This is a genomic window from Bradyrhizobium tropiciagri (genome assembly GCF_001189845.1).
In the GTDB taxonomy this organism is placed as follows: Bacteria; Pseudomonadota; Alphaproteobacteria; order Rhizobiales; family Xanthobacteraceae; genus Bradyrhizobium; species Bradyrhizobium tropiciagri.
In genome coordinates, this window is record NZ_LFLZ01000001.1 from 346,944 (window position 1) to 372,561 (window position 25,618).

At 65.3% G+C, this 25,618-nt stretch carries 25 protein-coding genes, 1 tRNA gene and 3 pseudogenes; 17 read left to right on the forward strand and 12 right to left on the reverse strand.

Annotation, left to right across the window (positions count from 1 at the left end; translation table 11 throughout):
- Window positions 1–72: 72 nt before the first annotated feature.
- Complete coding sequence (locus AKN84_RS01585) at window positions 73–1,293, reverse strand: DNA-binding protein (protein ID WP_050419015.1); 1,221 nt, start codon at window positions 1,291–1,293, stop codon at window positions 73–75.
- Between the two features lie 92 nt (window positions 1,294–1,385).
- Here AKN84_RS01585 and AKN84_RS01590 point away from each other — a divergent pair, with 92 nt between their 5' ends.
- On the forward strand, window positions 1,386–1,634 hold the full coding sequence (locus tag AKN84_RS01590) for a hypothetical protein (protein WP_244484878.1): 249 nt from the start codon (window positions 1,386–1,388) through the stop codon (window positions 1,632–1,634).
- A gap of 5 nt (window positions 1,635–1,639) precedes the next feature.
- Here the strand turns inward: AKN84_RS01590 and AKN84_RS01595 are convergent, their stop codons facing one another.
- Complete coding sequence (locus tag AKN84_RS01595) at window positions 1,640–2,731, reverse strand: adenylate/guanylate cyclase domain-containing protein (protein ID WP_050419016.1); 1,092 nt, start codon at window positions 2,729–2,731, stop codon at window positions 1,640–1,642.
- Window positions 2,732–2,808: 77 nt separating this feature from the next.
- On the opposite strand from AKN84_RS01595, the gene AKN84_RS01600 reads away from it, so the two are divergent.
- Window positions 2,809–3,267, forward strand: coding sequence for an SRPBCC family protein (locus tag AKN84_RS01600; RefSeq protein ID WP_050419082.1), 459 nt, complete (start codon window positions 2,809–2,811; stop codon window positions 3,265–3,267).
- 7 nt (window positions 3,268–3,274) lie between these two features.
- Here the strand turns inward: AKN84_RS01600 and AKN84_RS01605 are convergent, their stop codons facing one another.
- Window positions 3,275–3,916: an HD domain-containing protein gene (locus AKN84_RS01605; RefSeq protein ID WP_050419017.1), complete on the reverse strand. Its 642-nt coding sequence runs from the start codon at window positions 3,914–3,916 to the stop codon at window positions 3,275–3,277.
- Window positions 3,917–4,125: 209 nt separating this feature from the next.
- Between AKN84_RS01605 and AKN84_RS01610 the strand changes: the two are divergent.
- Together AKN84_RS01610 and AKN84_RS01615 are read left to right on the forward strand one after the other, a co-directional pair.
- Window positions 4,126–5,089 (forward strand): annotated as a pseudogene (locus AKN84_RS01610) (GlxA family transcriptional regulator).
- 88 nt (window positions 5,090–5,177) lie between these two features.
- Window positions 5,178–5,744, forward strand: a complete 567-nt coding sequence (locus AKN84_RS01615) for a hypothetical protein (RefSeq protein ID WP_050419018.1) — start codon at window positions 5,178–5,180, stop codon at window positions 5,742–5,744.
- A 152-nt stretch (window positions 5,745–5,896) separates the two neighbouring features.
- Here the strand turns inward: AKN84_RS01615 and AKN84_RS01620 are convergent, their stop codons facing one another.
- Window positions 5,897–6,250 carry an MmcQ/YjbR family DNA-binding protein gene (locus AKN84_RS01620; RefSeq protein ID WP_050419019.1) on the reverse strand — a complete coding sequence of 118 codons (354 nt, stop codon included), beginning with the start codon at window positions 6,248–6,250 and terminating at the stop codon, window positions 5,897–5,899.
- A 188-nt stretch (window positions 6,251–6,438) separates the two neighbouring features.
- Here AKN84_RS01620 and AKN84_RS01625 point away from each other — a divergent pair, with 188 nt between their 5' ends.
- The 4 genes from AKN84_RS01625 to AKN84_RS44420 all read left to right on the forward strand — a co-directional run bounded on the left by AKN84_RS01625 (window position 6,439) and on the right by AKN84_RS44420 (window position 8,867).
- Complete coding sequence (locus AKN84_RS01625) at window positions 6,439–7,056, forward strand: PadR family transcriptional regulator (protein WP_050419020.1); 618 nt, start codon at window positions 6,439–6,441, stop codon at window positions 7,054–7,056.
- Window positions 7,057–7,252: 196 nt separating this feature from the next.
- A complete protein-coding gene (locus tag AKN84_RS01630; RefSeq protein ID WP_050419021.1) occupies window positions 7,253–7,948 on the forward strand; it encodes a GNAT family N-acetyltransferase in 696 nt (231 codons plus the stop codon).
- A gap of 153 nt (window positions 7,949–8,101) precedes the next feature.
- The gene (locus AKN84_RS01635) at window positions 8,102–8,449 is read left to right on the forward strand and encodes a hypothetical protein (protein ID WP_050419022.1); all 348 of its coding nucleotides are present in this window, start codon (window positions 8,102–8,104) and stop codon (window positions 8,447–8,449) included.
- A gap of 277 nt (window positions 8,450–8,726) precedes the next feature.
- Complete coding sequence (locus AKN84_RS44420) at window positions 8,727–8,867, forward strand: LuxR C-terminal-related transcriptional regulator (protein WP_244484879.1); 141 nt, start codon at window positions 8,727–8,729, stop codon at window positions 8,865–8,867.
- Between the two features lie 92 nt (window positions 8,868–8,959).
- On the opposite strand, the gene AKN84_RS48685 is transcribed toward AKN84_RS44420, so the two are convergent.
- The 4 genes and pseudogenes from AKN84_RS48685 to AKN84_RS01650 all read right to left on the reverse strand — a co-directional run bounded on the left by AKN84_RS48685 (window position 8,960) and on the right by AKN84_RS01650 (window position 12,413).
- Entirely contained in the window at window positions 8,960–9,286 is a 327-nt protein-coding gene (locus AKN84_RS48685; RefSeq protein WP_244484880.1) for a hypothetical protein, read from the reverse strand.
- Entirely contained in the window at window positions 9,253–10,284 is a 1,032-nt protein-coding gene (locus AKN84_RS01640) for a TROVE domain-containing protein (protein WP_244484881.1), read from the reverse strand. The genes AKN84_RS48685 and AKN84_RS01640 overlap by 34 nt, the downstream gene beginning before the upstream one ends.
- Window positions 10,285–10,392: 108 nt before the next feature.
- Window positions 10,393–10,540: transfer RNA gene (locus AKN84_RS47135), tRNA-OTHER, on the reverse strand.
- 932 nt (window positions 10,541–11,472) lie between these two features.
- Window positions 11,473–12,413, reverse strand: a pseudogene (locus tag AKN84_RS01650) (LysR family transcriptional regulator).
- 99 nt (window positions 12,414–12,512) lie between these two features.
- On the opposite strand from AKN84_RS01650, the gene AKN84_RS01655 reads away from it, so the two are divergent.
- Window positions 12,513–13,736, forward strand: coding sequence for an MFS transporter (locus AKN84_RS01655; RefSeq protein WP_050419023.1), 1,224 nt, complete (start codon window positions 12,513–12,515; stop codon window positions 13,734–13,736).
- Between the two features lie 64 nt (window positions 13,737–13,800).
- Window positions 13,801–14,145 carry a Lin0512 family protein gene (locus tag AKN84_RS01660; protein WP_050419024.1) on the forward strand — a complete coding sequence of 115 codons (345 nt, stop codon included), beginning with the start codon at window positions 13,801–13,803 and terminating at the stop codon, window positions 14,143–14,145.
- Window positions 14,146–14,206: 61 nt separating this feature from the next.
- On the opposite strand, the gene AKN84_RS01665 is transcribed toward AKN84_RS01660, so the two are convergent.
- Complete coding sequence (locus AKN84_RS01665) at window positions 14,207–15,088, reverse strand: SDR family oxidoreductase (protein WP_050419025.1); 882 nt, start codon at window positions 15,086–15,088, stop codon at window positions 14,207–14,209.
- Window positions 15,089–15,166: 78 nt separating this feature from the next.
- On the opposite strand from AKN84_RS01665, the gene AKN84_RS01670 reads away from it, so the two are divergent.
- Window positions 15,167–15,871: a glutathione S-transferase family protein gene (locus AKN84_RS01670; RefSeq protein ID WP_050419026.1), complete on the forward strand. Its 705-nt coding sequence runs from the start codon at window positions 15,167–15,169 to the stop codon at window positions 15,869–15,871.
- Between the two features lie 10 nt (window positions 15,872–15,881).
- Here the strand turns inward: AKN84_RS01670 and AKN84_RS01675 are convergent, their stop codons facing one another.
- Both AKN84_RS01675 and AKN84_RS47940 read right to left on the reverse strand, forming a co-directional pair.
- Entirely contained in the window at window positions 15,882–16,421 is a 540-nt protein-coding gene (locus AKN84_RS01675) for a disulfide bond formation protein B (protein ID WP_244484882.1), read from the reverse strand.
- 8 nt (window positions 16,422–16,429) lie between these two features.
- Window positions 16,430–16,588, reverse strand: coding sequence for a DUF5993 family protein (locus AKN84_RS47940; protein ID WP_021080068.1), 159 nt, complete (start codon window positions 16,586–16,588; stop codon window positions 16,430–16,432).
- A 142-nt stretch (window positions 16,589–16,730) separates the two neighbouring features.
- Here AKN84_RS47940 and AKN84_RS01680 point away from each other — a divergent pair.
- The 6 genes and pseudogenes from AKN84_RS01680 (at window position 16,731) to acuR (ending at window position 23,846) form a co-directional block, all read left to right on the forward strand.
- A pseudogene (locus tag AKN84_RS01680) lies at window positions 16,731–18,058 on the forward strand (dicarboxylate/amino acid:cation symporter).
- 218 nt (window positions 18,059–18,276) lie between these two features.
- The gene (locus tag AKN84_RS01685) at window positions 18,277–19,293 is read left to right on the forward strand and encodes an AraC family transcriptional regulator (RefSeq protein ID WP_244484889.1); all 1,017 of its coding nucleotides are present in this window, start codon (window positions 18,277–18,279) and stop codon (window positions 19,291–19,293) included.
- Between the two features lie 117 nt (window positions 19,294–19,410).
- Entirely contained in the window at window positions 19,411–20,565 is a 1,155-nt protein-coding gene (locus AKN84_RS01690) for an acyltransferase family protein (RefSeq protein WP_050419028.1), read from the forward strand.
- Window positions 20,566–20,853: 288 nt separating this feature from the next.
- Window positions 20,854–21,372 (forward strand): hypothetical protein, encoded by a 519-nt coding sequence (locus tag AKN84_RS01695; RefSeq protein ID WP_050419029.1) that lies wholly within the window; start codon window positions 20,854–20,856, stop codon window positions 21,370–21,372.
- An 85-nt stretch (window positions 21,373–21,457) separates the two neighbouring features.
- Complete coding sequence (locus tag AKN84_RS01700; RefSeq protein ID WP_128970322.1) at window positions 21,458–23,086, forward strand: alpha/beta hydrolase domain-containing protein; 1,629 nt, start codon at window positions 21,458–21,460, stop codon at window positions 23,084–23,086.
- A gap of 127 nt (window positions 23,087–23,213) precedes the next feature.
- A complete protein-coding gene (gene acuR, locus AKN84_RS01705) occupies window positions 23,214–23,846 on the forward strand; it encodes an acrylate utilization transcriptional regulator AcuR (protein ID WP_050419031.1) in 633 nt (210 codons plus the stop codon).
- A 213-nt stretch (window positions 23,847–24,059) separates the two neighbouring features.
- On the opposite strand, the gene AKN84_RS01710 is transcribed toward acuR, so the two are convergent.
- Window positions 24,060–25,613 (reverse strand): winged helix-turn-helix domain-containing protein, encoded by a 1,554-nt coding sequence (locus AKN84_RS01710; RefSeq protein ID WP_050419032.1) that lies wholly within the window; start codon window positions 25,611–25,613, stop codon window positions 24,060–24,062.
- Window positions 25,614–25,618: the final 5 nt, after the last annotated feature.

Here is a 25,618-nt window from a genome sequence, read left to right on the forward strand (position 1 = left end):
CCTGTTTGACGCGCTTTCTTCACGCGAACCGGTATCCACTTCGCTCGAAAACGCTCTGATTGCCGCCCGATGCTAGCCGTTCGGCAGCGGGGCAGGGAGTAACAACGTCGTCGTGAATCCCGGCACCGGAGGCGTCATCCAGCGCCGCGCCCGGGCGCGGCCGACCGATTGCACCTTGCCGGTGGCCGCCAGCGCATCGAGCGCGCGCTGCACGGTGCGCTGGCTTGCGCCGAGCGCGACCGACAGCGCCGAGCTCGACCAGGCCTCGCCGTCGGCGAGGAAGGCCAGCACCGCCGCGTGTTCTTCCTCGACCGGCAGCGCCAGCACGGTGACCTCGCGGCGGCCATGCGGCTCCAGCACGAAGCCGTCAGGCGTCGCGTTGAGATCGGCGAGCGGCTGCAAGGCCCGGCGCAGCCGCCCGATCTCGACCCGCAGCCGCGCGCGGTGCGATTCATCGGCGTGCTTGCCGCGAAAGGCGCGTGCGATCAGCGTGCCCCGCGACACGTCCTGCGGCCAGGCTTCCCCCAGCGCCCGGGCGAGCGCGAACAGCACCGGCCGCCGCGTCAGTGACACCGTGGTACGGGCGTCGCGCACGACATAGCGGCAGGCATCGACGACAAGTGCCTTCGACGCCATCAGCGCCTCGACCTCCTCGAGCAGCAGCGGCCGCTCGCTGCCGCGTGCGATTAGGCGTGCCGCGGGCGTCGCGAGCAGGTGAGCGGTACTCTCGACCTCGGCCGCAAGCGCGGCGATGCGGGCGCGCCGTGCTGCATCCCTTGCCCGTGCCAGCGCTTCGCGTGCCGGCTGCGTTCGCAGTCGCCGCATCGCGATCCCGGCGACGACCAGTTCATGGCCGACGCGCAGTGCCGGCGGAAAGGGCGCCGGATCGAGGCCATCCAGCATGCGCTCGGCCGCATCGAGGCTCCCGATCAAGAGCAGGCGGCGGATCTCGAGATAACCGGCGTGCGCGGCGTTGAGCGCATCGCCGCGCGCCGCGAGCGTTGCGCGCGCCGCGGCAAGGCTCTTGCTGGGAAAGGACAGGTCGCGCGACACCAGCGCGATCTCGGCCTCGGCCACCACGCAGCGCGCCCGCGCGATGGCTTCTCGCGGACCGAAGGCTCGGCCCGCGCGCCGCAATAGCTCCTTGGCCCGGGCGAAATCGCCGAGCCGGGCCATCGCGATGCCGCGCAGCGCCAGCGCCGGCGCATCGTCGCGCAGGGCCACCCGTTTCAGTGCGCCGAGGGGATCACCCGCCGCGAGCGCGCGCGCCGCAGCCGTAATCAGCGAGTCCATTCGAATCCCGACACACTTGTCACTCTCGCCCTCCGAGGCCCGGTCCTAACCTAGCACATGACGACATGGATCATCTCCAGTGAGATCGAATGATGACCGGAATCGAAACACAAGAGGATTGGTTGAAGGGCCGGTTTGGCGGCCGTGGTGCCATCGCCGCGCGCTGGCTGTCGCTGGCGGCGGCGCCGACCTTCGCTGTGATGGCGCTGGTGGCTGCGCTGGCGCCCGCCGACATGATCTGCGGCGCCATGCAGGGACCGTTGTCATTGCAGGGGATGGTCCCGATGTACGCGCTGATGAGCGCATTTCATTTGGCGCCGTGGTTGCGCCTGTTCCGATGACCGGCTCATGGCTCCGGCAGGGTAAAGACCGCGCAGGGCCGCACGATGCCGCGCAGCTCATGGGTGCCGAGCGCGACCAGCGGCGTCTCGGTCTCGGCGGCGAGCGCGCCCGAAACCAGAATGGTCTGCTCCAGCGGCTTGCACAAGCCTTCGAGCCGGCTGACCAGATTGACCGCGGCGCCGATCGCGGTGAAGTCGAGGCGATCGGCGGCGCCGATATTGCCCCAATGCACCTCGCCGAGATGCAGCGCCGCGCCGAACGCCAGCGGCGGCAAACCGCGGCTGCGCCGCTCGGCATCAAGATGCGCCATGCCGACGCGCGCCGCCGACACCGCGCGCAAGGCCGCCTCGCATGCGTTGCGCGCGTTCGTCGTGACCGGAAAGATCGCGAGCAGGCCGTCACCGATGAACTTCAGCACCTCGCCACCGAAAGCGTGGATCGCACCGGCGATGCGGTCGAACCAGGCATCGAGTGCTGCGATCACCTCGGCGGGCGGATGGCTTTCGGAGAGCGCGGTGAAGCCGCGCAGGTCGGCAAACAGCAGCGCCGCGCGGATGGTTTCGCCGGTGTTGCGCCGCAACGGCGCTGACAGGACGCGCGCTGCGCTGCGCCGGCCGAGATAGGCCTCCAGCGCAGCGGTCAATGTCGCGCGCGCGGCAAGTGTGGCAAGCGGCGCGGCCATGAAGCGCGCCGCCTCGCGCAATCGAACCGCCTCGGCAGGTGTGAAGGTGCGCGTCCCGATCCAGCCAAGGGTCGGGCCGTCCGGCCGCGTTCCAATCGTGTCCTCGTGGATCGGGCCGGGCGCGAGCGCGCCGAGCCAGCGCCGGCCGGCATCGCTGGACCCGACCAGTTCGGGCATTGCAAAGGGTTGTTCCGGCGCGAAGCCGAGCGCTTCGATGACCTCGCCATTCTCGGCACGCCACAGCCAGGTGCGCCTTGCGATCAGCGGGTGCGGAACTTCCAGCGTCAGGGCGCCACCGGCAAGCGGCAGGCCATCTGTGATAAGGTAGCTTCCGAGGTCCGCCAGCAACCGGTTGGCGCCCGCGGTCTCGGCCGCGGCGTCGACCAGCCAGCTCAGTGTCGAGGACAATTGCATCACTCCATCATGGGGTTGATGCGCCACCCTTGTCACGAATTATCCCCGAACACCCACCGGCAATGGAGAATGGATCGATGACTGAAGCCTTCATCGTTCAACGCGAGATCCAGATCGCAGCCCCGCCCGCCACCGTGTTTGCATTCCTGACCGATCCACAGAAGATCGTGAGCTGGATGGGGCTCGAGGCCGAAACCGAGCTGCATCCCGGCGGGCTCTATCTGCTCAAGGGCCTCGGTGATGATCGCGGCCGCGCCGCGCGCGGTGCGTTCCGCGAGGTCGTGCCGGTGCATCGTCTTGCCTACAGCTTCGGCTGGGAAGGTGGCGCCGAAGTGCCGCCGGGATCGAGCCTGATCGAGATCGACCTGATCGGCAAGGACAGCGGCACGCTGCTGCGAATGATCCACAGTGGCCTGCCGAATGCCGAGCAGTGCGCCAGCCATGCCAGGGGGTGGGCGCACTATATGGACCGGCTCTCGCTCGCGGCGGCCGGCCGCGATCCCGGGCCGGACCACGGTCCGGCCAACCGCAAGTGACATCGCGTCAGGTCGGCCATTTCGACCCGAGGATGATCGAGCAGAAATTTGTGCGCGTGTAGTTCATGTCCTTCAGCGCCAGCACGTCGGCCTTGACGTTGCCGAAGGTGGTCAGCGGCTTCTTGATGGTGCCGCTGGCGAAGTGATCGATGATGTTCTCCTTGAAGTTCGCTTCGCGCGGATGGTGCGCGCAGACATGGTCGCGGTGCTCGTGCGAGAAATCGTCATAGGCGATGCCGAGCACGTCCATCTCGACGCCGGCGGTGACCAGCGCGATGGTCGGACGCATGTGCTCGGGAATGCCGGGCGTGGTGTGCAGCGCGATTGACGCCCAGACGTCCTCGATGTCGCGCTCCGGCACGCCATAGCCTTTGAGGAAGTCGCGCGCGGCGTTGGCGCCGTCGACCTCGAAACGCAAATCGGGGCTCGCATGATCAGCGGTGAGGCCCATGTCGTGGAACATGGCGCCGATATAGAGCAGCTCGGGATCGAATTGCAGCTTGCGGCGGTTGCCGGTCAGCGCGCCCCAGAAGAACACGCGACGGCTGTGATTGTAGAGCAAATCGTCCTCGGTATCGCGCACCAGCTGGGTCGCGGCGCGCGCCATGGCGCTGTCGGGTACGCGGATGCCGGCGATGATCTCGGTCATTTCAAGACGCTCCTCGATATGGCAAGACGATGCCGTGGCGTGCGGACACGCGCGGCGCCGGCGCTCATCTCTGCGATGTGTTTCGGATCGCATGATCGTGTGATCCGTAGCGTCGTTGTCGCCCGGTTCGGTCCGATCCCGCAACGATCGCGCGCCGCCGGATCGGGCCAACAAGGCGTCGTTTCGCGCCAGCGGGGCGGGGAGAAGCTATGGCGGTTCAGAAGGTCGCGATCGCGATTCACGAAGGGGTTCAGGCGCTCGACGTCGCAGGCCCGGTCGACGTGTTCGCGGAGACCAACGGCTTTGTCGCTGGTGGCGATGGCTATGAGACCGTGCTGGTCGGCGCCAGCCGCGAACCGCTGCGCGCGTCAAACGGCATGAGGATCTCCGCCGACCTTAGTTTCGAAGAAGCAACGGAGAAGTTCGACATTCTGCTCGTCGCCGGTGGGCCCGAATTGCCCGACGCCGCGCCTGATCCTGATCTCACGCGTTGGCTGCGCGGAGCCCGAGCGCGCCGAACTCTATGGTTCGATCTGCACCGGCGCGTTTGCACTCGGCCACGCCGGGTTGCTCGACGGCCACAAGGTGACGACGCATTGGCAGAACGCGCAGCTTCTGGCGGCGTGCTTTCCGGCTGCCGAGGTGATCTTCGACCGGATCTATATTCGGGACGGCAGACTGATGACCTCCGCCGGCGTGACCGCGGGCATCGATCTCGGGCTCGCGCTGGTCGCCGAGCGTCATGGGCCGCAGGTCGCGGTCGCGGTGGCCAAGCGGCTGGTCGTGGTGGCGCAACGCCAGGGCGGGCAGTCGCAGTTCAGCCCCTATCTCACCGCGCCGGTCGACGAGGACTCGCCGATTGCGCGCGCCCAGGCGCATGTCATGCAGCATGTCGGCGAGCGCCACACGCTGCAATCGCTGGCCGATGCGATCGGCATGAGCGTGCGCAATTTCGGCCGTGCCTTCGCGCAGGAGACCGGCATCACGCCGCACGAATTCGTCGAGCGGGCGCGGGTCGACGCCGCACGCCGGCTGCTCGAGGGCTCGGACCGGGCGCTGAAGGCGGTTGCCTTCGACTGCGGCTTCGGTTCGGCGGACCGGATGCGCATCGTGTTCACCGAGCGGCTCGGCGTATCGCCTGCGCAGTACCGGTCGAGTTTTCGCAAATTGTGACGCCGTTCATGAAGCAGACGCGTGATCGGGGATAGGATCAACCTGCCCGAATTGTGCTCCAATCATGCAACGTTTCAGCGAGGCTGCCATGGACGCGCTCACGCTCTTCATCATCCGTCATGCCGAGAAACCAGGCGAGTCCTGGCCGGGACCCGGCTTCACCGTGGACGGTGTGTCCGATACCGAGTCGCTCGTGCTGCGCGGCTGGCAGCGCGCCGGCGCGTGGACCGCATTATTTGGCACCGATCTCACCGTCGGCGACTATGCCAAGCCCGATGCGATCTATGCCGCGACGCCAGGCACCACGCCTAATCAGCCGCCGTCGAGCCGTCCGGCCGAGACGATCTCGGCGCTGGCCGCGCGCCGCGAGCTGACACCCAACCAAAGCTTCGGCAAGGGTGACGAGCCGGCGTTGATGAAGGCCGTGCTGGCGCTGAAGGGCGTCGTGCTGCTGTGCTGGGAGCACAAGGCGATCATCTCCGATATCCTGCCGCTGATCCCGGTCAGCAAGGGCAAGCCGCCCACCAAATGGGAGGGCGACCGGTTCGACGTCGTGCTGCGCTTCGAGCGCGCCAAGGGCGACGACAAGTTCGCCTTCAAGGAGCTGTTTCCGAAATTGCTGTCCGGCGATTCCGACAAGCCGCTGGGCGGCTGAGAGCCTCTAAATCTATTCAGCCCGTCATTGCGAGGAGCGATAGCGACGAAGCAATCCATGCTTCCGCGTGTGCCGCGCGATGGATTGCTTCGCTTCGCTCGCAATGACGAGCATAAATCCGTCACCCCTCAGCCGCGCTGCGGCTCTGCCTGTCAATCGAGCCCGAGCGCCTTGCGCGATTTGCGCGCCAGTTTCGCGGCGATCAGTGCATGCGCCTGATCGAGATAGGCCTTGAGCTCGGCGTCGGGCAGGGCGTCGTTGTCAACCAGCTGCACCCATGTGGCGCGCGCCAGATAGGGTGCGGGCCGCGCCAGGCCCTGCTCGATCAAGAGCTGATAGGCCATATTCGAGGTCTTGAACATGAAGCCGCCGGTGCTCTCGATGTAGCCGCCGGCCAGCGCGAACATCTTGCCGCCGACCTTGAACACCGACGTGCCCTCCCATTGCACCACCTTGGTGGCGGCGGGCAGACGCAGGCAATGGGCTTCGAAGGATTTGGGGCGCATGTGTCGGAAGGGCTGTGAGGGCTCAAAGCCATAAGCCAGCCGCGCGACGGTCGACAAGCCCGGTGAGGGCGGCGGTGCCGGGCTGGCTCCGGTCCCGCTGCCTCACGAAAACGTGGGTTGCCGCTGTTTCATCTGTAGATATATCGTAAGATATGTTTTCAGTAAGGAATCAGAAAATGAGACGATCGATGTTTCGCGACCGGGACCACGAGGGCTTCGGATTTGGCTTCTTCATGTCCCGACACGGCAGGGGCGGCCATCGCTTCGGCCGCGGCGGCCATGGCTTCTTCGGGCGAGGTGGCGGCGGCGACTTTCCGGGATCGCGGCGGCTGTCGTCGCAGGACCTGCAACTCGTGATCCTGGCGCTGCTCGGCGAGCAGCCGGCGCACGGCTACGAGTTGATCAAGAAGATCGAGGAGCGGTCGGACGGCTTCTACAGCCCGAGCCCGGGCGTGATCTATCCGGCGCTGACCTTCCTCGAGGACACCGGGCACGCCAGCGTCACCCAGGACGCGGCGCGCAAGCTCTACAGCATCACCGAGCAGGGCAAGGCGCATCTCGCCGAGAACCGCGCCACCGCCGACACCATTCTCGAAGCGCTGTCGCGGATCGGCCGCCGCATGGAGGATGTGCGCGAAGCCTTCGCCGGCGTCAGCGATCTCGATGGCGGAGCGTCCGACGATGTGCACCGCGCCCGTCACGCGCTGAAGAGCGCGCTGCGCCAGAAGCGCGGCTGCGATGCCGCCGAGGCGCGCCGCATCGCGAAAATCCTCGACCGCGCTGCCGCTGAAATCCTGCAGCAATGACGATAGTCGCAGGCAAGGAGTAACGCTGCCGCTCAAGGGCGGCAGCGAGCTCTGCCTGAAAGTGGCGCGAGGTTCGGTTCCGCACGCAGATATCACCTCGCGCTGGCGTGATTGTCAGCCGCAACGACCTCACGGCCTGCTGGATTTTGCCGGCGCTTCTTGCTCTGCTCTCAGAAAACAGGGAGCGAAGCGCCGCATGTCTGAAGTCCCGCCTATTCATCCACTCGATCGCCCGATCTGGAGCGCGCTGACCACACGACAGCGCGACCTTGCCGAAGTCAGCACCAATGCCCGGCGCTTTCCGGTCGCGATCGCACCCTTCGCGGACATGGCCGACATGTCGCCAGAGAGCTTTGCTGCGCTCGGCGCGCTGCTGTCGGGCCCGGAGATTGCGGTGCTGTTCACGCCTGATCCGGTCGCCGTGCCGCCGGAGTTCAAGGTGCTGCTGGCCGAGACCGGCGAGCAGATGATCGGCACGCCGGCGGACTTTTCTCTGCCCGACGTCGAGATCGCCAGGCTCGGCGTAGCCGACGTTCCGGCGATGATGGCGCTGACGGAACTGACCAAGCCTGGACCGTTCAGCGCGCGGACCCATGAGCTCGGCAACTTCTTCGGCATTCGCGTTGGCGGCGAGCTGGTCGCGATGACCGGGGAGCGGATGAAGCCGGGGAATTATACCGAGATGACCGCCGTCTGCGTGCATCCGGATCACCGCGGCCGCGGCTACGCGCAGGCGCTGCTATCGGCGGTCGGCCGCCAGATCGTGGCGCGCGGCGAAATTCCGTTCCTGCACGTCTTCACCGGCAACGTCTCGGCGATCGCGCTCTATCGCCGCCAGGGCATGGAAATCCGCCGCCGTCTGCACATCACGGTGGTGCAGAAGCAGGGGTAGGCCGCGGCTGAAGGGGAATACAGAGATAGATGGGACTGGCGTTGCGCTCGTTGAGAGCACTCTGTTGCCGGTGAGATGCACCAAGCGCCTCTCACATTGCACTCGTCCCGGAGTTAGGCAATTCTTGGAGCGAGCCTTACGGAGGGACAAGCGATGCGATCGCGCTGGTTGGAGCTTATCGCATTCCTGCTGGTGATTTTCGTCGAGGAGCCGGCCATGGCCGAAAATCTAACCGTTAGCGAAGAAACGGGATCTGAGATCGCCACCCTTGTGGCCGCTCAGGCTGCCGCTTGGGATAAGGGCAATGCGGAGGCGTTCTGTGATCGCGCGCTGCCCGATATTTCATTCACCAACATCTTTGGTATGTTCTCAGTCGGCAAAGCGCCATTTGTCGCCAACATGAGCGAATATTCTCGACCATTTACAAGGGTAGTAGCAATCGTCTGCAGATCGAGCACATCGCGTTGGTCAAGCCAGACGTTGCAATCGTCGATATCTTGACGGTCGTGACGGGCGTTCAGCGTCCGCCCCCCGGCGTTACGTTTATCGACGGTGCGTTACACTCGCGGCTGCAACAAGTTTTGGTGCGGCGGGCGGACGGCTGGTGGGTCGCGTCCTTTCACAATGTCGCCGTGAACCCGGCTTACCCACCCAAACCGTGACGAGGGTGCGTTCACCCAGATCGGCGAGCGCGCAGTGTCGCTCATTAGCCCTTCGCGACCTCTCGCGTCGCCGCACGAATCTGGTCGCTGCAAGCGTACAGCGTACGTAGGCTTCGTTGCCCGATGCCGCGGCATCGCTCGGGCTGTCGGAGCGGACGGTCGAGAACCATTTGCGGCGTGCGCGGCTCAGGCTCGGCGTCGCGACGACGGCGCAAGCCATCAGGCTCGCGATCCGCAGCGGCGGGATCGAGGATTGAAGAGTGGGCGGACGATCGCTCGCTCGTCCGTCGCACCAAAAAAGAAAGGCCCGGGCGCATGCGCGTCCGGGCCCATTGTTGTCGAGCAGGCGTCAGTGCATCGTCTGTTCCGACGCTGCGATCCAGGCGATGACGGCCTCGGAGAAGCCGTCGACCCGGGTCCACGGGCCGTGTCCGACGCCGTGCTGGTAGGACGCCACGTTGACCATGTAGCCACGTCCCTTCGGGGCGGGCACCTGGTCGTGGCTCTGCTCGTCGGTTAAGACGATCAGGCGATCGCCCTTGCGGTCGATCTGCGTCACCGCCTTGCCGAGATACGTCCCGCCATGCGGCTGCGCGCCGATGATCGCATCGCGCAGCGCGAAGCCGCGGCGCGGCGGCAGCTTCACGACCTCATTGCTGAACGTGAAGATCTCCACCTCGTCGCAGACTCGCGGGCGAGAATCGCAAGCCCGCAGGCCGCCTCCGCCCGCGTCATCTCGGATTGGGCCGAGAGCGGCGAGAACATCGATCCCGACACGTCGATCAGGAGCCGCGTGCGGCCGTCGAGCCGCGCGTAGTCCTTGACCGACTTCAGCATCGCTGCCTCGAGCTCCGGCTCGAAGTCCGGCGCATAGCGCGCCGCCGTGATGAAGCGGTAGGGCAGGATGCGGTCGGTCCGCATCGCGTCGATCGCCTCCGCGATGGTCCGGCGCGGCACCTCCGCCTTCTGCATCAGGCGCAGGTTGCGGAGCAGCGCCAGCCCGCCGAGCCGGTTCTCGGCGATCAGCCGCTCGAAGGTCTCACGCTTGTCCTTGCCGGACGACAGCGAAACCTCCCAGGTGTCGGGCGAGGCCAGCTCGCCGTCGACGAGCTGCTTCCACACCTTCTCCTGCGCGGTGTCCTTCGGCTTGGCGTGGACCAGGAACAGCACGTCCTTGATCCGCACCGCGCCGTCGCGATCGTACTTCGCGAGCTGGTAGGCGTCGAACTTGGTCAGCGCCCGCGCCAGGCCCTTCTTGATCTGCGCCGAGACGGGCTGACGCTTGCGCTGCTGCTGAGGGCCGAGCGCATCCGCCCAATAGATCGCAAGCAGCTCGGTCATCTCGTCCGGCCGCTGGATCACCCGCGCCAGCGTATCGGCGACGAGGGCGCGATGGGCCGGATGCCGCGCCATCTCGCGAACCACGAGCAGCGGCGCGTGCCGCAGCTTCATGGTCTCGCGCGCAGCGATGGCGAGTTCGGCCGTGCGCTCGGGCGCGACCAGCGGCACCAGCGCCTTGATGCGATCGGCGATCGCAACCCCGTCCTCGTAGAACTGGCTCTCCCACAGGAGGCAGTTCAGCAGCGCGCGCCGCAATTCCATCTCGGGCGTGAAGCGCTTGCCGCGCGCACCCTCACGGGTGAAGGCGCGCATGATCTTGTTGATCGTGGCCATGATGGCCTCCTTTCTGGGTGAGTATGGATTGGAAGGTGGTGCCGGGGAACTCGCGAGGCTGGACCGCCCACCGAAGGGCTTACGTGCTCTACCACTGAGCTACGAACTTTCGTTCGGGAGGATTCGAACCTCCGACACCGAAGTAACAGCGCTCTTCACCACCGGCATTGACGGACCACGACCCGGGAACAGGCGATTGCTGAGACCACGGCCAGCCAAGGCCGGCCGGGTAGCGCTCTATCCGCTGAGCTACCGGTGCACATGACACCGGGCGGGATTCGAACCCGCGACCTCTCGTTTCAGAGACGATGTAACAGCGATCTTCACCACGGGGCGTGGAAGGGGTCGGCGGGGAACAAGCGATGCTGTTGCTGCCCTTGCGGGCGAACCGCCTTTCGGCGTGCGGGCCTCGAACCCGCTCGGCGCCGTAGCGCCTTACCACGAAGTAACAGACATCTTCACCACCGCCTGACCGACGCAACTGCGCCGGCCGTTGATAGGTACGCTGGGGAACTGGCGATATCGGTGTCAGTGACGACAACACAGCCGCTCGCCTTGCGGACGAGAGACTGCGCCGGGCCGCACGCGGACCTTTGCCAAGCCACATCCCGGTGCGTGTGTCACAGGCGGGATTCGAACCCGCTCTTTCCGGTGGAGCGAAGTATCCGACATCTTCACCACCAGCGTCGGTTGAGCCGCGGTGATGCGGCAAACCGTTTTGAAAAAGTTTCGTCGCGGCACAGTCGACGCGCCGCATATTGCGAACTCCTCGGAGTTCGCTCTGCCATCGGTATCCGGCTCATCGCCTCGTTCCCTCCGGCAGGCCCCGCGCGCTTGGGCACGCGCGTCTCCGCGCGAGCCCCGGGATCCGGGTCTCCCGTTCCGGCTTGCGCCGGGCAGTTCAGGTGAGCCTTGCTGCGGACAACAAAAAACCCTCCGGAGCAGCTGGCTCGGGAGGGTCCACATTGATTGCGGACTGTCGACCTCGCGCTATGCGAGGTCGCTCCCATGAGCCGGGCACACGCTGTCGATCGGCCGCAGGCCGTTCGACAGTTGGCGGAATCTTTCAAATCCGTAGTGCATCATCTGGCTCATGTTTGATCGCGAGCGATGGTGCTCGCGAAGGTTGCGGGACATACGCCTCGTCGATGTCGATGTCAACAATCGAAATGATAGCGACAGAAGAATTCAGCGCCGCTTGTGCGTCTTCGTCTTGCTCGCCGGCTTGCTGCCGTGCGCAGCGATCCGCGTCAGCGCATCTGCGAACGCGTGTGCAGCGGGGCCGAGCGGCTCGTCGAGCCGGTGCGCGAGATAGGCCTCCATCGCAAGCGCGGCGTTGCGACCAAGTGCGCCGGTCTCGATCCGCACCAGGCGGCGTTCGTTCAAGTCGCGCGCCACTTGCCACAGCGGCAGCCGGCCCCAGCCGAGCCCGGCCAGGATCATGGCGTGCTTGGTGTCCTGATTGCTGACCCGGCAGATTTGCGGCGAGAGCACGCCGAAGTTGCGGCCTTCCGACAGCGGCGTCGGGTCCGACAGCACGATCTGCAGATGATCGGCGAGGTCGGCGACGCTCTTGCGGCCACGGCGCGCGAGCGGATGGCTTGCGGAGGCGACGGCGATGATCTGCACGGAGCAGATCGCGTCGAGCGCGAGGCGGGGGTCGCGGAAATCTTCGCCGACGGTGACGGCGAGCGCGCTGCGCCGCTCGGTGAGGGCTGCGATCGGACCGCCCATCGGTTCGACCGCGAGCCGCACGCTGACGGATGGATAGGCCGTGCGCATCTCCGTCAGCGCTGCGCCGACGGCGGCGATTGGAAACAGCGTGTCGACGACGAGTGCGAGTTCCGACTCCACCCCGTCGCCAAGGCCGTGGGCCCGCGCCCGCATCGCATCGACGCGGAGCAGGAGGTCGCGCGCATTGCCGAGCAGCGCCTTGCCTTCGGCCGTCAGCGCCGGGCGATGGCTGGAGCGGTCGAACAGCGCGAGGCGAGCTCGGCCTCGAGGTTGGCGATGGCGTGGCTGACCGCGGACTGCACCCGCGCCAGCCTGGTCGCGGCGGCGCGAAAGCTGCCGCTGTCGGCGATGGCGACGAAGACGCGGATCTGATCGAGCGTGAGGTTATCGAGCATGATCTATGAGATCGATCGACTGGATGCAAAACATATCACTCCTTTCGATGGCCTGGAAACGCTATTTGTGATGACTTGAGCCTGGGACGGAGTGCACGCATGACGATCGAGACGGCCGTGGCGCCGCAGAGCGATGCCAAGCGATGGGCGACGGTCGCCATCGTGATGGGCTGCGGGATCGGTGCCGCATTGCAGGTCGGCAAGGTGCCGATCGCCGCGGCGATGCTGCAGCAAAACCTCGGCATCGACCTCGCCGCGGTCGGAACGGTCGCCGGCATCTTCGCGGTGCTGGGGCTCGTCGGCAGCGTGCCGGCCGGCGTCGTGATCGCCGCGGTCGGCGCGCGCAGGGTGTTGCTGTGCGGCCTTGCGGCCATCACGCTCGGCGCGGCGTCGGGCGCGCTCGCGCCGTCACTTGCGGTGTTGCTGGCATCGCGGCTGCTGGAAGGGCTCGGCTTCCTGCTGGTGATGGTGGCCGCGCCCGCATTGCTCGATCGTGTCGTGGATGTCAGCGCGCGCAACGTCACCATGGCGGTGTGGAGCTGCGTGATGCCGTTCGGGATCGCGCTGGCGCTGCTGGCCGGCCCGATGTTCGACGGCTGGCGCGCGATCTGGTGGGCCAGCGCCGGCTTTGCCGCCGTGCTGTTCGTCCTCGCCGGCATCACCGTGCCTGAGGTGGCATCGCGGACTGGCGCGGCGCGCAGCGGGCTGATGCAGGAAGCCATTGCGCTGGCGCAGCGGCGCACTCCGGCGCTTCTCATGGTGCTGTTTGCGCTATACAGCCTGATGTTCTTTGCGCTGTTCAGCTTCCTGCCGATCCTGTTGACCGAGCGGCTCGGCGTCTCCGGTCAAGCCGCAGGCGGTCTCAGTTCTCTGGCGGCGGCGGCCAACGTGGTCGGCAATCTTGCTGCCGGCAATCTGCTGGCGCGCGGCGTCAACCGCAATGTGCTGATCGCCGTGGCGGCATTGGTCATGGGCGTCTCTGCACTCGGGATCTTCCTGCCGTTGCTCGGCGGGTGGGGCTCATTTTGGCTGTGCCTGCTGTTCTCGGCTGTCGGCGGCCTGATCCCGGCGACGCTGCTCGCAACCGCACCGGCGGCGGCGCGTTCGGCGGCGATGGTGCCGGTCATGATGGGGCTGTTGATGACCGGCAGCAATTTCGGCCAGGTCTGCGGACCGATCGCGGTCGGCGCCGTCGTCTCGGCCTGGGGCTGGGGCGCGGCCAGCGTCATGGTGGCTGCTGCGGCGATCCTTGCCGGTCTCGCGGCATGGCTGCTCGCGCGCGGCGATCACAGCGCCGTAAGCGAGGCTACGGACCCGGCTTGACGGCGCGGACGCAGAGGGCGAAGGAGTGATCAGTCTCTCACGCCAACGACAACAGGAAAGTTTCATGACACGCGTGCGCTGTATCACCGAAATGGGCATGGGCGTCGACGTGCACGGCCGCGACGCCACCAAGGCCGCCAAGCGGGCAGTGTCGGATGCGATCCGTCATTCCAGCCTCGGCTTCTTCCGCATGCTCGGCAAGACCGCCAACGACATGTTCGTCGACGTCACGATCGCCGTGCCTAATCCCGAAGATGTCGATACCGAAGCCGTCGCCAAGGAACTGCCCTATGGCACCAAGACCGTGAAGGCGATCGCGGGCGGGCTCGAGATTCCGTCCGATCTCGGCAACGATCCGATCCTGATCGCGAACGCCGCCGTCATCGTCAGCTTCGACGACGGGAGATGATCATGGTCGAGCGGACCATTGCCCCGCGTCGTCCTGGCTTTCGCTGGGACGACCGAGGTGGTCAATCGCCGCCTTTGAAATAGTCCGGCTTGCCGGTGGTCCAGGTCTCGCCCCAATGCTGGCCACCGCCGTCGACGGTCAGCGTCTCGCCGGTGATGAACTTGCCCGAGGGCGCGGCGAGATAGACGGCGGCTTCCGCGATGTCCCAGGGCGTGCCAGGGCGCATCATCGGGTTCGAGCGCGGATAGGCGGCGCGCGCCGCCTCGCTGTAGACGTTCCAGCCCTCGGTCTCGATCGCGCCGGGGGCGATGCAATTGATGCGGATGTTCAGCGGCGCCCATTCGACCGCGAGCGCGCGCGACAGGCCGATCACACCGGAGCGCGCCGCGATCGTGTGCGCGATGCCATAGAGGCCGTGGGTCGTGACCACGACGACATTGACGATGCTGCCTTGATGTTTGCGGTCGCGCCAGCGTTGTGCCGCGGCCTGCATCATGTACCAGGTGCCGTTGAGGTTGGTGTTGATGACCGCGTTCCAGCCCTTGATCGAGAAATTGATGGCGGCCTGCGGGAACTGGCCGCCGGCGCTGTTGACGAGATGATCGACGCGGCCATGGGCAGCCCACAATGCATCGAACATCGCATTGACCGCGTCGGCATCCTTGATGTCGGCGACGTGCGCGGATGCCTGAAGCCCGCGATGGCCGAGATGATCGACCAGCGCATCGAGCTTGTCGGCATTGCGGCCGACCACGACGACGTGGGCGCCGAGCCGGGCGAACAGCCATGCGATAGCGCGGCCGATGCCGCCGGCGCCGCCGGACACCACGACCACCTGACCGGCCAGCGCATCGGCCGCGAACACGGTCGGATGTGTCGCGAGTTCGTCGTCGGAAAGGCCGAGCGTTGCACTCGTCTGTTGATCGTGCTGTTGATCGTCCATGGCCGGTTGCAGACCTTGCGGCTTTCAATGAGCTCCGTACATTAGCCGTCCAACAATAACCATGCAAAGAATGCCGACATGACCGACCTCACAGCCTTTCCCATCACGAAGCGCTGGCCCGCCCAGCATCCGGATCGCCTGCAACTCTATTCGCTGCCGACGCCGAACGGCGTGAAGGTCTCGATCATGCTCGAGGAGATCGAACTGCCCTACGAGGTGCATCTCGTCGACTTCAACAAGGACGACCAGAAGACACCGGAGTTCCTGTCGCTGAACCCGAACGGCAAGATCCCGGCGATCCTCGATCCGAACGGCCCCGGCGGCAAGCCGCTGCCGCTGTTCGAGTCCGGCGCCATCCTGCAATATCTCGCCGAGAAGACCGGCAAGCTGCTGCCGGCGGACGCCGCACGCCGCTATCAGGCGATCCAGTGGGTGCATTTCCAGATCGGCGGCATCGGGCCGATGTTCGGCCAGGTCGGCTTCTTCCACAAATTCGCCGGCAAGGACTATGAGGACAAGCGGCCGTTGCAGCGCTACGTCGCGGAGTCCGCGCGCCTGCTTGGCGTAATGGAGACGCATCTCGCCGGGCGGCAGTGGTTCATGGACGATGAGTACACCATCGCCGACATCTCGATGCTCGGCTGGGTGCGCAATCTGATCGGCTTCTATGGCGCGCGCGAGCTCATCGAATTCGACCGGTTCAAGAACGTCGCCGCCTGGCTCGAGCGCGGTCTGAAGCGGCCGGCTGTGGAACGCGGGTTGAATATTCCGAAGCGTCCCTGAGCAGGCTACTTCAGCAACTCATAGAGGACGGGATTGTCGGCGCAGGCGGCAAGCCGCATTCGAGCAGGGGCGAGGCCACGTTCAGCGCCGTCAGCCCGATCACCAGCCACACCGCTCCTTGCGCGAACTTGCCGGGCGCAGTGACTTGTGCTGTGCGGTGGTCGAACTGGCGGTCGAACAGCAGCGTGGCCGCGAGCAGGACGATCGCCGCGATGAATCCGATCAGCGCCCACGTATAATAATGATAGCCGAGCAGCGCCGAGCCGTAGCCGGCATCGCCGGGGAGGATGTGCAGCAGCACCTGCCGGGTCGAGACCGAGGCGCCGAGAACAGCCGTCAGCAGCGACAGGGCATAATGGCTCGGACGCGGTCCGAAGCGGATGTTCAGGATCGGCCCGATCGCCAACAGGGCGAAAAGGATGCGCTGCAACAAACACAGCGGGCAGGGCAGCTCGTGCAGCAGCAGCTGCGCGGCAAAAGCTGCGGCCAGCAGCAGCGCGAGGCCATAAAGCGCGAGGGCATTCAGGGTCACGGCCTGGGTGTCGGTCATCGCTGGCCTCAGAACGACAAAGTGAGACGGTCGGTGGCGTGGTGCAGCAAGGTCGCGACGCAGGCGACCAGGATCACGGCGAACAAGCCGATCGCCAGGGGACGCGGACCACGCCAGGCCACCAGCATGGCGATGGTGATGGCGAGAAACAGTGCGGTGAATTCCATCCTCAGCCTCCGGGTGCGGGCCGGCCGCAGTCTATGACAGATTCGTGTGTGCTCGCGGCGACGCGAATGGGCATTGTCGCTTGCGCGCGGCTCCGCCAAGATGGCATCACCAGTTGAGTTCACTTCCAGCCCGGGGCACCTCATGACCACAGACGCGATCAAGCCCGCCGTCCATCACAAACATCAGCCCTGGTACAAGATCCTCTATATCCAGGTGCTGATCGCGATTGTCGCGGGCGTCTTGATCGGATACTTCTACCCCGGTCTGGGCAAGGAGTTGAAGCCGCTCGGCGACGGCTTCATCGCGCTGATCAAGATGATGATCGCGCCGGTGATCTTCTGCACCGTGGTGCACGGCATCTCCTCGATGGGCGATCTCAAGCGCGTCGGCCGGGTCGGTCTGAAGGCGCTGATCTATTTCGAGGCGGTGTCGACGGTCGCGCTCGCGGTCGGCCTCTTGATCGGCGAGCTGCTGCAGCCCGGCCGCGGCTTCAACATCGATCCCGCCACGATCGATCCGAAGTCCGTGTCCACTTACGTCACCCAGGCGAAGGAGCAGGGCATCGTCGCGCATCTGATGGCGATCATCCCCGACTCGTTCTTCGGCGCGCTCGCGCGCGGCGACCTCTTGCAGGTGCTGCTGATCTCGATCCTGTCGGGCTTTGCCATCGCCTTGATGGGCAAGCCCGGCGAGCCGATCGCCGAGGCGATCGACAAGGCGTCGAAGATGTTCTTCGGCATCATCCGCATGATCGTCCGCGTGGCGCCGCTCGGCGCGTTCGGCGCGATGGCCTTCACGGTCGGCGCCTACGGCCTCGGCTCGCTGGTCAACCTAGCGGCGCTGATCGCCACCTTCTACCTCACCAGCATCCTGTTCGTGCTGATCGTGCTCGGCGCGATTGCGCGGCTGGCGGGTTTCTCGATCATCCGCTTCATCGCCTATATCAAGGACGAGCTCCTGATCGTGCTCGGCACCTCGTCGTCGGAAACGGTGCTGCCGCAGATGATCCAGAAGATGGAGCATCTCGGCGCCTCGCGCTCGGTGGTCGGCCTCGTGGTGCCGACCGGCTACAGCTTCAATCTCGACGGCACCAACATCTACATGACGCTGGCGACGTTGTTCCTGGCGCAGGCCACCAACACGCATCTGACGATCTGGCAGGAGCTCGGCATCCTCGGCATCGCATGATCACCTCGAAGGGCGCCTCCGGCGTCACCGGCGCCGGCTTCATCACGCTCGCCGCGACGCTGTCGATCGTGCCCGATATTCCGATCCAGTCGATCGCCATCCTGGTCGGCATCGACAAGTTCATGAGTGAGTGCCGCGCGCTGACCAACCTGATCGGCAACGGCGTCGCCTGCGTCGTGATCAGCCTCTCCGAAGGCGAGCTCGACAAGGACGCGCTACACGAGACCATGGCGCATCCGCTCGAGCTCGGCGAGGCGCTGGAGCCGGGCGGGAGCGGCTAGGGCAATATGAGGTAAGGGGGCCGTTGCAGGGCGGGCGCTGCCAAAATATCGAAAACAACCCCATGCAAAGCGGCCCGGCGGCGGCCCGCGTTCGACCAGGCAACTTGACACGTCGGGCAATTCAGGGGTATTTTCTAATATTCCGAAATTGTGCGGTGTCCCTTCGCCCCGCCGCGCCCACATCGCTGGCGAGCCTGTCGACCAGTTTGGTGAAGAAGATGCTCCTGGATATCGGTCTTCGCGGCGGGGCCCTCGCTTTGCTGGTGCTGCTCGCGCTCGACGCCCTCCTGCAGTTGCGCAACAGTCGGCTCGGTCGCATAACCCTTGTTTTCGACCTGTGCGGAATTGCGTTTCTCATTGAGACAGCTCCACAATTTCGCGACAGCCAGGCGGTGTGGATCCTCTTCCTCCGGCTGGCGAGCAATATGGCGGCGGCCGTCTTTGTGCTCTGGAGCGAGGAGGTATTCGACGACACGGCGAGGCCGCCATGGATTGGTTGGACTGCGGTGGGTGTGATGGCGTTGCTTGCGATCTGGTCCGTGGTCACCGATTCTTCATGGGCCTGGCTCGCAACCCATGTCTGCGCTGTGTTGCTTGTGGTGATCGCGATCGGTCGCGTTCTGCTGGGCCGAGCCAACGACCTGGTCGAGCTGCGGCGCCGGGATCGGATCGTGTTCGCATGGGGTTTGGGCCTCGCGATCGTGGGCTGCACGCTGATCGGGTCGAGCAATCTCGCGATGACGCCCGCGCTTCCCGGTGTGCTGGGCATCGCGCTTGCGGCTGCCTTGTTCCGCTTGCATAGGGCAAGCCCGATCTCCGCGGTCGCCGCAGCGCCACCGGCATCGGGCCCGGCCTCATCAACATCCGAAATGACCGAGGCGGAAGCGGCCCTCTATCGGCGTTTGCAGACAGTGATGGAGGTGGAGCGGGCCTACCGCGACGGCAGCATGACCATCGCCAGCCTGGCCAAGCGGCTCGACACGCCGGAGTACCGCGTACGCCAGCTCATCAATCAGCGGCTCGGCTATGGCAACTTCGCCCGCTTCGTCAACTCCTACCGGCTGGCGGAGGCGCGCTCGGCCCTGGCCGATGCCGGCCAGGCGCGTGTCCCGATCCTGACGATTGCACTGGATGCCGGTTTCGAGTCGATCGGCCCGTTCAATCGGGCGTTCAAAGCGGTGACCGGAGAAACGCCGAGCACATTCCGCAAACGGACCCTGGCCGGGCCGGTGTGACGCACCGATTGTCGCAAACGGCCAGGCTTTGCGGGTTTCGGCGACCCAAAGTGCGACTTTCGGCGCGACCGGCTCGGTCTTGGCCACCATGTTCGGCGTCCAGCATTGGAGACGCACATGGCACAGCCCGTTCGACCGACGACCCACAGGCTCCTCTATATCGACAATCTGCGCTGGTCGGCGATCAGCATGGTGGTGGTCATGCATGCCGCCGTCACCTACTCGCCGTTTGGAAGCTGGTACTATCGCGAACATCCGCCGTTGGGCCTGGGCACCCGGGTGGCCTTTGCAGCCTATCAGGCGCTTCAGCACGCAGTCTCGATGGGGCTGCTGTTCGGCATCGCCGGATACTTTGCCGCCGGCATGGTCGCCCGCCGCGGCGTCGCTGGCTTCTTGAAGGAACGGCTGTACCGGCTCGGCGTACCCCTGCTTCTTTATATCGGGCTGATCGGACCTCTGACGGAGTACTACGTGGCGGGATCATGGTGGTCGCAGCCGCGCCGGAGTTTCACCGAGGACTGGTTGCACCACGCCTCCAACGGCCAACTTCTTGATGGGTCCGGCCCGCTCTGGTTCTGCCTTGTGCTGTTGCTGTTTTCCGGCTGCTTTGCCTTGCTCTGTAGATTCCGGCCGATCGGCCAGCCCTCCGCCCGGCCGGTACCGAGCCCCGCCGCCGTGCTCGGCTTTGTCCTGGCGATGAGCGCCGTGACGTTCGCGGCGGGGCTGCTGGCGCCGGATGGCCGCACCATCCTCAACATCGCCATTCACGACGCGCCGCAGTACCCCTTCATGTTCGCCGCCGGGGTCGCAGCGTGGCGTGGCGATTGGTTGCGACAGATTTCGAGCGGCGCGGGACGGCGCTGGCTGGTCTACGGGCTGGCGGGGAGCATCGCGCTGTGGGCAGCGATCGTCGTGTTCGGGGGAGCTCTCGAAGGTCGGCTGGCCGACTACGGCGGCGGTTGGCACTGGCAGGCGGCAGGCATGGACTTTTGGCGGTCGGCAACGTGCGCCTCGCTCAGCCTGGGGTTGGTGGTGCTGAATCGTGACCTGTTCGACTGGCAGGGTCCGGTGACGAGGTTTCTCAGCCGGAATGCCTTCGGCGTTTACGTCCTGCACGCCCCCGTGCTCATCGCGGTGACCCGCGCAATGCATGATTGGTCCGTTGCCCCGCAATGGAAATTCCTGTTGGCAAGCCTCACCGGCGTGGTCGCCAGCTTTCTGGTCGTCGGATTGCTGGCTCGGCGCGTTCCAGGGCTGCGCGCAGTCCTGTGAACGTGGGGTCTGTGGGGCAAACGGCTGCCGGCGACGCGCGACGTCGCGGAGTAAGGACTCTTATTCCCAAAGCGCTGTCAAAAAAGATTGATGGGCGAAATCGCTCGCAGCCAAGCCGAATGCTAGACGATCGGTCTAATTCATGGCACCTCGGAAAAGCGCGGTGAAATCAGCTTTGGTTGGGGCTCGCTCGCTACCGAGCGGTGACCGGTTGATGAGGGAATCTTCAACAAACAACGTCCGCCCATACCTTGACGGTCGGGTGGATTCCAGCATGAGAGGTCACGCATGTTTCGCAATATCGCGCTTGGAATGACGATCACTCTCGCAATGGCTCTAACCGCGCCGGTGGCCATTGCGCAGCAAAAGCACCACGTCAGCTATGATACGCCGGCAACTCAGACGGTATACACCCAACAACACGTCATCGACGTCGGCGACACTCCGGGACATCAAGCTCGGCTCTTCGAAATTCGGCGGACCTATGGTGACGATGCCCCCCTCATCAACGGATCGAGGTTGAAGGAGCAGTGGACACGCGGCATGTCGGACTACATCGACAACAACGGTCCGGCTCTCATCTACAACGTTTGGATACTGGAGAGCGGGGAGAAGTTCTTTGTCAGGACATCTCTGGTCGCTCAAAGCAGTGGAGATGGGAAGCTTACGAACATGACATCGGGCGTCATTACAGGTGGCACGGGTAGCCTCGCCAGAATGCGCGGCATCATCAGCAGTCATGGCCCGTCCGAGCCGAACGCCGGCGTCAATGCCAATCAGACGGACATCGACTATTGGATGGAGTGAGAAGGCCTTCGCGATAGGCGATGGACCGGTGAAAAAGTTGCCGGTCCATCATGTCCGTTCTGATACGGCGTGTCGTGATCAAAGAATGCTCGAAACCAGCCGCTATCCCTTATGGAAAATTCCCATGCCGCACCGTCGAAACGGGCGAATTGTGATGTCCTTGTTTTTCTTGTTCAGCCTGATCTCGACGGCGCGGCCGGTGAGCGCAGAAGTTACCCGGATCGAGTTCACGTCGAAGCAGCCTTACGGCACATTTCGCGCCGGCGACTATGTGATCTGGCAGGGCAAGATCCGCGGCGACCTATCGCCGCAAGAGGCCATCCCTGGGATCGACAAGGCGCCGCGCAATGAACGCGGGCGCGTCGATTACGCGGCGAAGATCATTCTCATGATGCCGGCGGCTCCGCGCGGGGAAAACGGCGCGTTGCTGGTGGACCTACCCAACCGCGGGCAAGTCTGGGCCGAGGCGATCTACAACTCGCCACGCGACGTGCGGTTTCTCCCGGGCACGCTGGAGCAGGGCACCGGCTTTCTTCAGGACTATGGTTTCGCGGTTGCGGAGGTTTTTTGGGAGCTTGGACAGGGGGCGGAGCTGCCTTCGTTCGCTGACGCCGATGGCAAGACACGCTTCGTCGAGGGAGTGGGCTTTGCCATCGTCCGCGATGCCGCGGATTTCTTCGCGCATGCAGCTTCTGACAAGGGTGGAACGCCCAACCCGCTCAAGGGAGCGATCAACCGCGTGCTCGCGAGCGGCAGGTCCCAGGATGGACGATTCCTGAAGACCTTTCTCCTGGACGGCTTCAACATGATGGGCAACCGGCGCGTCTTCGACGGAATGCATGTGTTCGTCTCGGCCGCTGGCCTTCTTCCGATCCTGCAGACGGGCCTTGGACCAATGTCGAGCGCCGAGGGGGCTCCCACATTCGACAACCCGGATTTTCCCGGCGTGAATGACGGACCGCTCACGATCGGGGAGATCACGGCCAAGGTCGAGGCGCGCGGCGAGGTGCCTCCGAGGATGATGCTCGTGAACTCCACCACGGACTACTATTCGCTGCGCGCTTCGCTTGGCCGCACGGGCGCGTCCGGAACCGCGGATCAGCCACTGCCCGCCAATGTGCGGATGTACGATATCGCGGGAGGCCCGCATGTACCCTCCCCCAGGGCACCGGCCTGCAAACTGACGCCGGGCCGCCTCGATTGGTCGCCGCTGTCGCGGGCCCTGCTGCTGCACCTTGATGCCTGGGTAAGCCGCGGTACCATGCCGCCTGCCAGCGAACTGATGTCGCTTGAAGCCGCGGGCGGCGAGCCACCTGCGCTACGTGCCCCGACCAGGCTTTCCGCCGCAGTGATACAAGTGCCGAAGCGCGATCAGGACGGCAATGCGCTCGGCGGCGTGCGGCTGCCGGATGTCGCGGTGCCGACTGGCACCAATGGCGCCCAGAACCAGCCGCAGACATTCACCTGCATGCTGATCGGGTCCTTCTCGCCATTCGCAGCGACGAAAGCGGAACGAGAGCGTACCGGTGACGCCCGCCCGTCGATCGAAGAGCGCTATCACGGCCGCGACGATTACGTGAACCGGATCCGGATCGCCGCCCAGGATCTGATAGCGCGTGGGTTTCTGCTGCCGGAAGACGCGGCAGTGATCGTTCAGGAAGCCGCGTCGACTAACCTGTTCGCGCCCGCACCAACGAATGCCGAGCCACGTTGAGTGAGCCAAGCCGGAGCCTGGGCCTGCCACCGAACTAGTGGATGGAGTGAGAGGGTCTCCGCCACTTGCAGAACGCCGCATCACGGGCAGTTTGCTTCTGCTAGACGATCGGTCTATCACGATCTGCATGAGCAGGACGCTGCCTCGCCGCCGTCGCGGGCGACCTCCCAAGGAGCTTGCCGGCACCAGCGCGACCCGTGACGCGCTGGTCCGTGCAGGTGTCGTTATGCTGACGGAGAAGGGCTATTCCGCGACGGGGATCGAGGAAGTCTTGCGGAGCGTCGACGTGCCAAAGGGGTCATTCTACCACTACTTTCCGAGCAAAGAGGCATTTGGAGCGGAGCTGATCGACAGCTACGCTGGCTACTTTTCGCGCAAGCTCGACAGCTTCTTCTTGAACGAGCAGCATCCCCCGCTCGAAAGGCTCAGAGGTTTTACCGACGATGCTACGTCCGCCATGAAGCGCTACCGTTATGCGCGAGGCTGTTTGGTGGGCAATCTTGGGCAGGAGATGAGCGTACTTCCACAATCATTTCGCCAGCAGCTGTTCGATGTGTTCATCGACTGGCAGCAGCGCACTGCCAAGTGCTTGAGAGCTGCCCAGGCTACTGGTGCGATCTCTTCCAACCAAGATTGCGACTGGCTTGCCGAGTTCTTCTGGATCGGTTGGGAGGGCGCGGTTCTTCGCGCCAAACTCGAACGCCGTTCCGAACCGCTTCATTCCTTCTCGAAGGGCTTTTTCAGGCTCCTCGGTGAATGAGTCGTTTTTCGTGTAGATGGCCGCAGGCAAAATCCACCACACTATCTCCGTGCCATCATTTCAACCGGCTTTGATCAGCCGCGAGAGCCTGCCGATCTAGAACATCCCGTTGAGCTGATCGATCTCATGCTCGTGGCAAACGGCGCTCAGGTTGTCGAATTCTTGACTTTGCAAGCGCATCCCCGAGCTGATCGTCGCGTCCTCAAAGCGGCTTCAGTCCGGGACGCCGGCCGCCTTCAGGGTTTCACGATAAGTCGCGGACATCGATTCCACCGGGAACGGAATTCGCGAAAGGAATCCGGAGACCGTGAACGCCGGGTCGACCTTGAGCAGCTCGCGCGCGATCTGGGTCGCGCGCTCGCGTTCGCCGGTCTTCACCAGCGCCACGATCAAGACGCGCAGGGCGACTGCGAAGCGGCGGTTCTGCGCCAGCGCCTTGTCGGCCCACATCACCGCCTCAGCAAAGTTCTGGTCAAGCACCGCGCAGATCGCCAGCGCCGCGGAGGCGAACCAGCCGCGCGGGTCGCGCGGGTTGAGCCGCTGTGCGCGCTCGATCATGGCGCGGCCGGCCGTCTGGTTGCCGCGCATCGCCTCGATCCAGCCGCCGAGCACCAGCGCCATCGCCGAGTTCGGGTTGATCGCAAGCGAGCGCTCGAACAATTCGCGCGCGGGCTCGATCTCGTCGGCCATGTTCCAGATCGCGAACGCCGCCATCCACAGCACCTGCGGATCACCGGGCGTAAGCTCCACCGCGCGCCAGGCCTGCGCGACTGCGCGCTCCCGGTAGGCGTCATCAGGCTTCAGCCAGCCCTGGACATGGCGCATCGCATGGCAATAGGCCGATGCAGCAAGCGCCGGCGCGTAATTGGGATCGAGCGCCAGCGCCTGGTCGAGACAATCGAGCGCGGCTTCCATGCTCTCGGGCGTGAACTCGTAGCGCAGACTGTAGGCGCGCAGCAGCAGATCGTAGGCGTCGAGCTTGTCGGGCGGCGCTGCACGCACCCGCTCGGCTTCGGCGACCAGCATCGTCGGCTCGATCGCGCCGACGACATTCTCGGTGATGCGGTCCTGCAGGTCGAACACGTCGGTCGCGGCGCCGTCGAAGCGGTCGGCCCACAGATGCGCGCCGGAGACGGCGTCGATCAACTGTCCTGTGATGCGTAGCCGGTCGCCGCCGCGGCGGACGCTGCCCTCGAGCACGTAGCCGACGCCGAGCTCGCGCCCGACCTGGCGGATATCCACCGCCTTGCCCTTGTAGGTGAAGGCCGAGTTGCGCGCGATCACGGTGAGGCGGCTGCAACGGGAGAGCGCGGTGGTGATGTCCTCGGCGATTCCGTCGGCGAAATAATCCTGCTCGGGGTCGCCGCTCATGTTGGTGAAGGGCAGCACCGCGATCGACGGGCCCTCGCTCGGCCGTGGCGGGGCGGCGTTATTGGCAACCGGACGAGCGGGCGCGGTGTCCTCCCTGACATCGCCGACAAAGCGGAGACCTTTGCGGGGCAGGGTGCGGATCAGCCGCTGCTCCTCGCCATTGTCGCCGATTGCGGTCCGCGCGGCATTGACCCGGCTGCTCAGCGTCGCCTCCGAGACGATCCGCCCATGCCAGACCGCGGCCAGCACGTCGTCGCGGCTGACGACGCGGTCGCGGGCACGGATCAGGAATTCGAGGAGGTCGAAGACCTGCGGCTCGACGGCCACCAGGGCATCGCCACGGCGCAGCTCCCGGCGCTCGGAATCGAGGGTCAAGTCGTTGAAATGGTAGGTCAAATCGA

Excerpts from the sequence above, each read along its gene's own strand:
- AKN84_RS01585 (WP_050419015.1), bottom strand. The coding sequence starts at position 1,293 with ATGGACTCGCTGATTACGGCTGCGGCGCGCGCGCTCGCGGCGGGTGAT.
- AKN84_RS01590 (WP_244484878.1), top strand. The coding sequence starts at position 1,386 with ATGACCGGAATCGAAACACAAGAGGATTGGTTGAAGGGCCGGTTTGGC.
- AKN84_RS01595 (WP_050419016.1), bottom strand. The coding sequence starts at position 2,731 with ATGCAATTGTCCTCGACACTGAGCTGGCTGGTCGACGCCGCGGCCGAG.
- AKN84_RS01600 (WP_050419082.1), top strand. The coding sequence starts at position 2,809 with ATGACTGAAGCCTTCATCGTTCAACGCGAGATCCAGATCGCAGCCCCG.
- AKN84_RS01605 (WP_050419017.1), bottom strand. The coding sequence starts at position 3,916 with ATGACCGAGATCATCGCCGGCATCCGCGTACCCGACAGCGCCATGGCG.
- AKN84_RS01615 (WP_050419018.1), top strand. The coding sequence starts at position 5,178 with ATGGACGCGCTCACGCTCTTCATCATCCGTCATGCCGAGAAACCAGGC.
- AKN84_RS01620 (WP_050419019.1), bottom strand. The coding sequence starts at position 6,250 with ATGCGCCCCAAATCCTTCGAAGCCCATTGCCTGCGTCTGCCCGCCGCC.
- AKN84_RS01625 (WP_050419020.1), top strand. The coding sequence starts at position 6,439 with ATGTTTCGCGACCGGGACCACGAGGGCTTCGGATTTGGCTTCTTCATG.
- AKN84_RS01630 (WP_050419021.1), top strand. The coding sequence starts at position 7,253 with ATGTCTGAAGTCCCGCCTATTCATCCACTCGATCGCCCGATCTGGAGC.
- AKN84_RS01635 (WP_050419022.1), top strand. The coding sequence starts at position 8,102 with ATGCGATCGCGCTGGTTGGAGCTTATCGCATTCCTGCTGGTGATTTTC.
- AKN84_RS01640 (WP_244484881.1), bottom strand. The coding sequence starts at position 10,284 with ATGGCCACGATCAACAAGATCATGCGCGCCTTCACCCGTGAGGGTGCG.
- AKN84_RS01655 (WP_050419023.1), top strand. The coding sequence starts at position 12,513 with ATGACGATCGAGACGGCCGTGGCGCCGCAGAGCGATGCCAAGCGATGG.
- AKN84_RS01660 (WP_050419024.1), top strand. The coding sequence starts at position 13,801 with ATGACACGCGTGCGCTGTATCACCGAAATGGGCATGGGCGTCGACGTG.
- AKN84_RS01665 (WP_050419025.1), bottom strand. The coding sequence starts at position 15,088 with ATGGACGATCAACAGCACGATCAACAGACGAGTGCAACGCTCGGCCTT.
- AKN84_RS01670 (WP_050419026.1), top strand. The coding sequence starts at position 15,167 with ATGACCGACCTCACAGCCTTTCCCATCACGAAGCGCTGGCCCGCCCAG.
- AKN84_RS01675 (WP_244484882.1), bottom strand. The coding sequence starts at position 16,421 with ATGACCGACACCCAGGCCGTGACCCTGAATGCCCTCGCGCTTTATGGC.
- AKN84_RS47940 (WP_021080068.1), bottom strand. The coding sequence starts at position 16,588 with ATGGAATTCACCGCACTGTTTCTCGCCATCACCATCGCCATGCTGGTG.
- AKN84_RS01685 (WP_244484889.1), top strand. The coding sequence starts at position 18,277 with ATGCTCCTGGATATCGGTCTTCGCGGCGGGGCCCTCGCTTTGCTGGTG.
- AKN84_RS01690 (WP_050419028.1), top strand. The coding sequence starts at position 19,411 with ATGGCACAGCCCGTTCGACCGACGACCCACAGGCTCCTCTATATCGAC.
- AKN84_RS01695 (WP_050419029.1), top strand. The coding sequence starts at position 20,854 with ATGTTTCGCAATATCGCGCTTGGAATGACGATCACTCTCGCAATGGCT.
- AKN84_RS01700 (WP_128970322.1), top strand. The coding sequence starts at position 21,458 with ATGCTCGAAACCAGCCGCTATCCCTTATGGAAAATTCCCATGCCGCAC.
- acuR (WP_050419031.1), top strand. The coding sequence starts at position 23,214 with ATGAGCAGGACGCTGCCTCGCCGCCGTCGCGGGCGACCTCCCAAGGAG.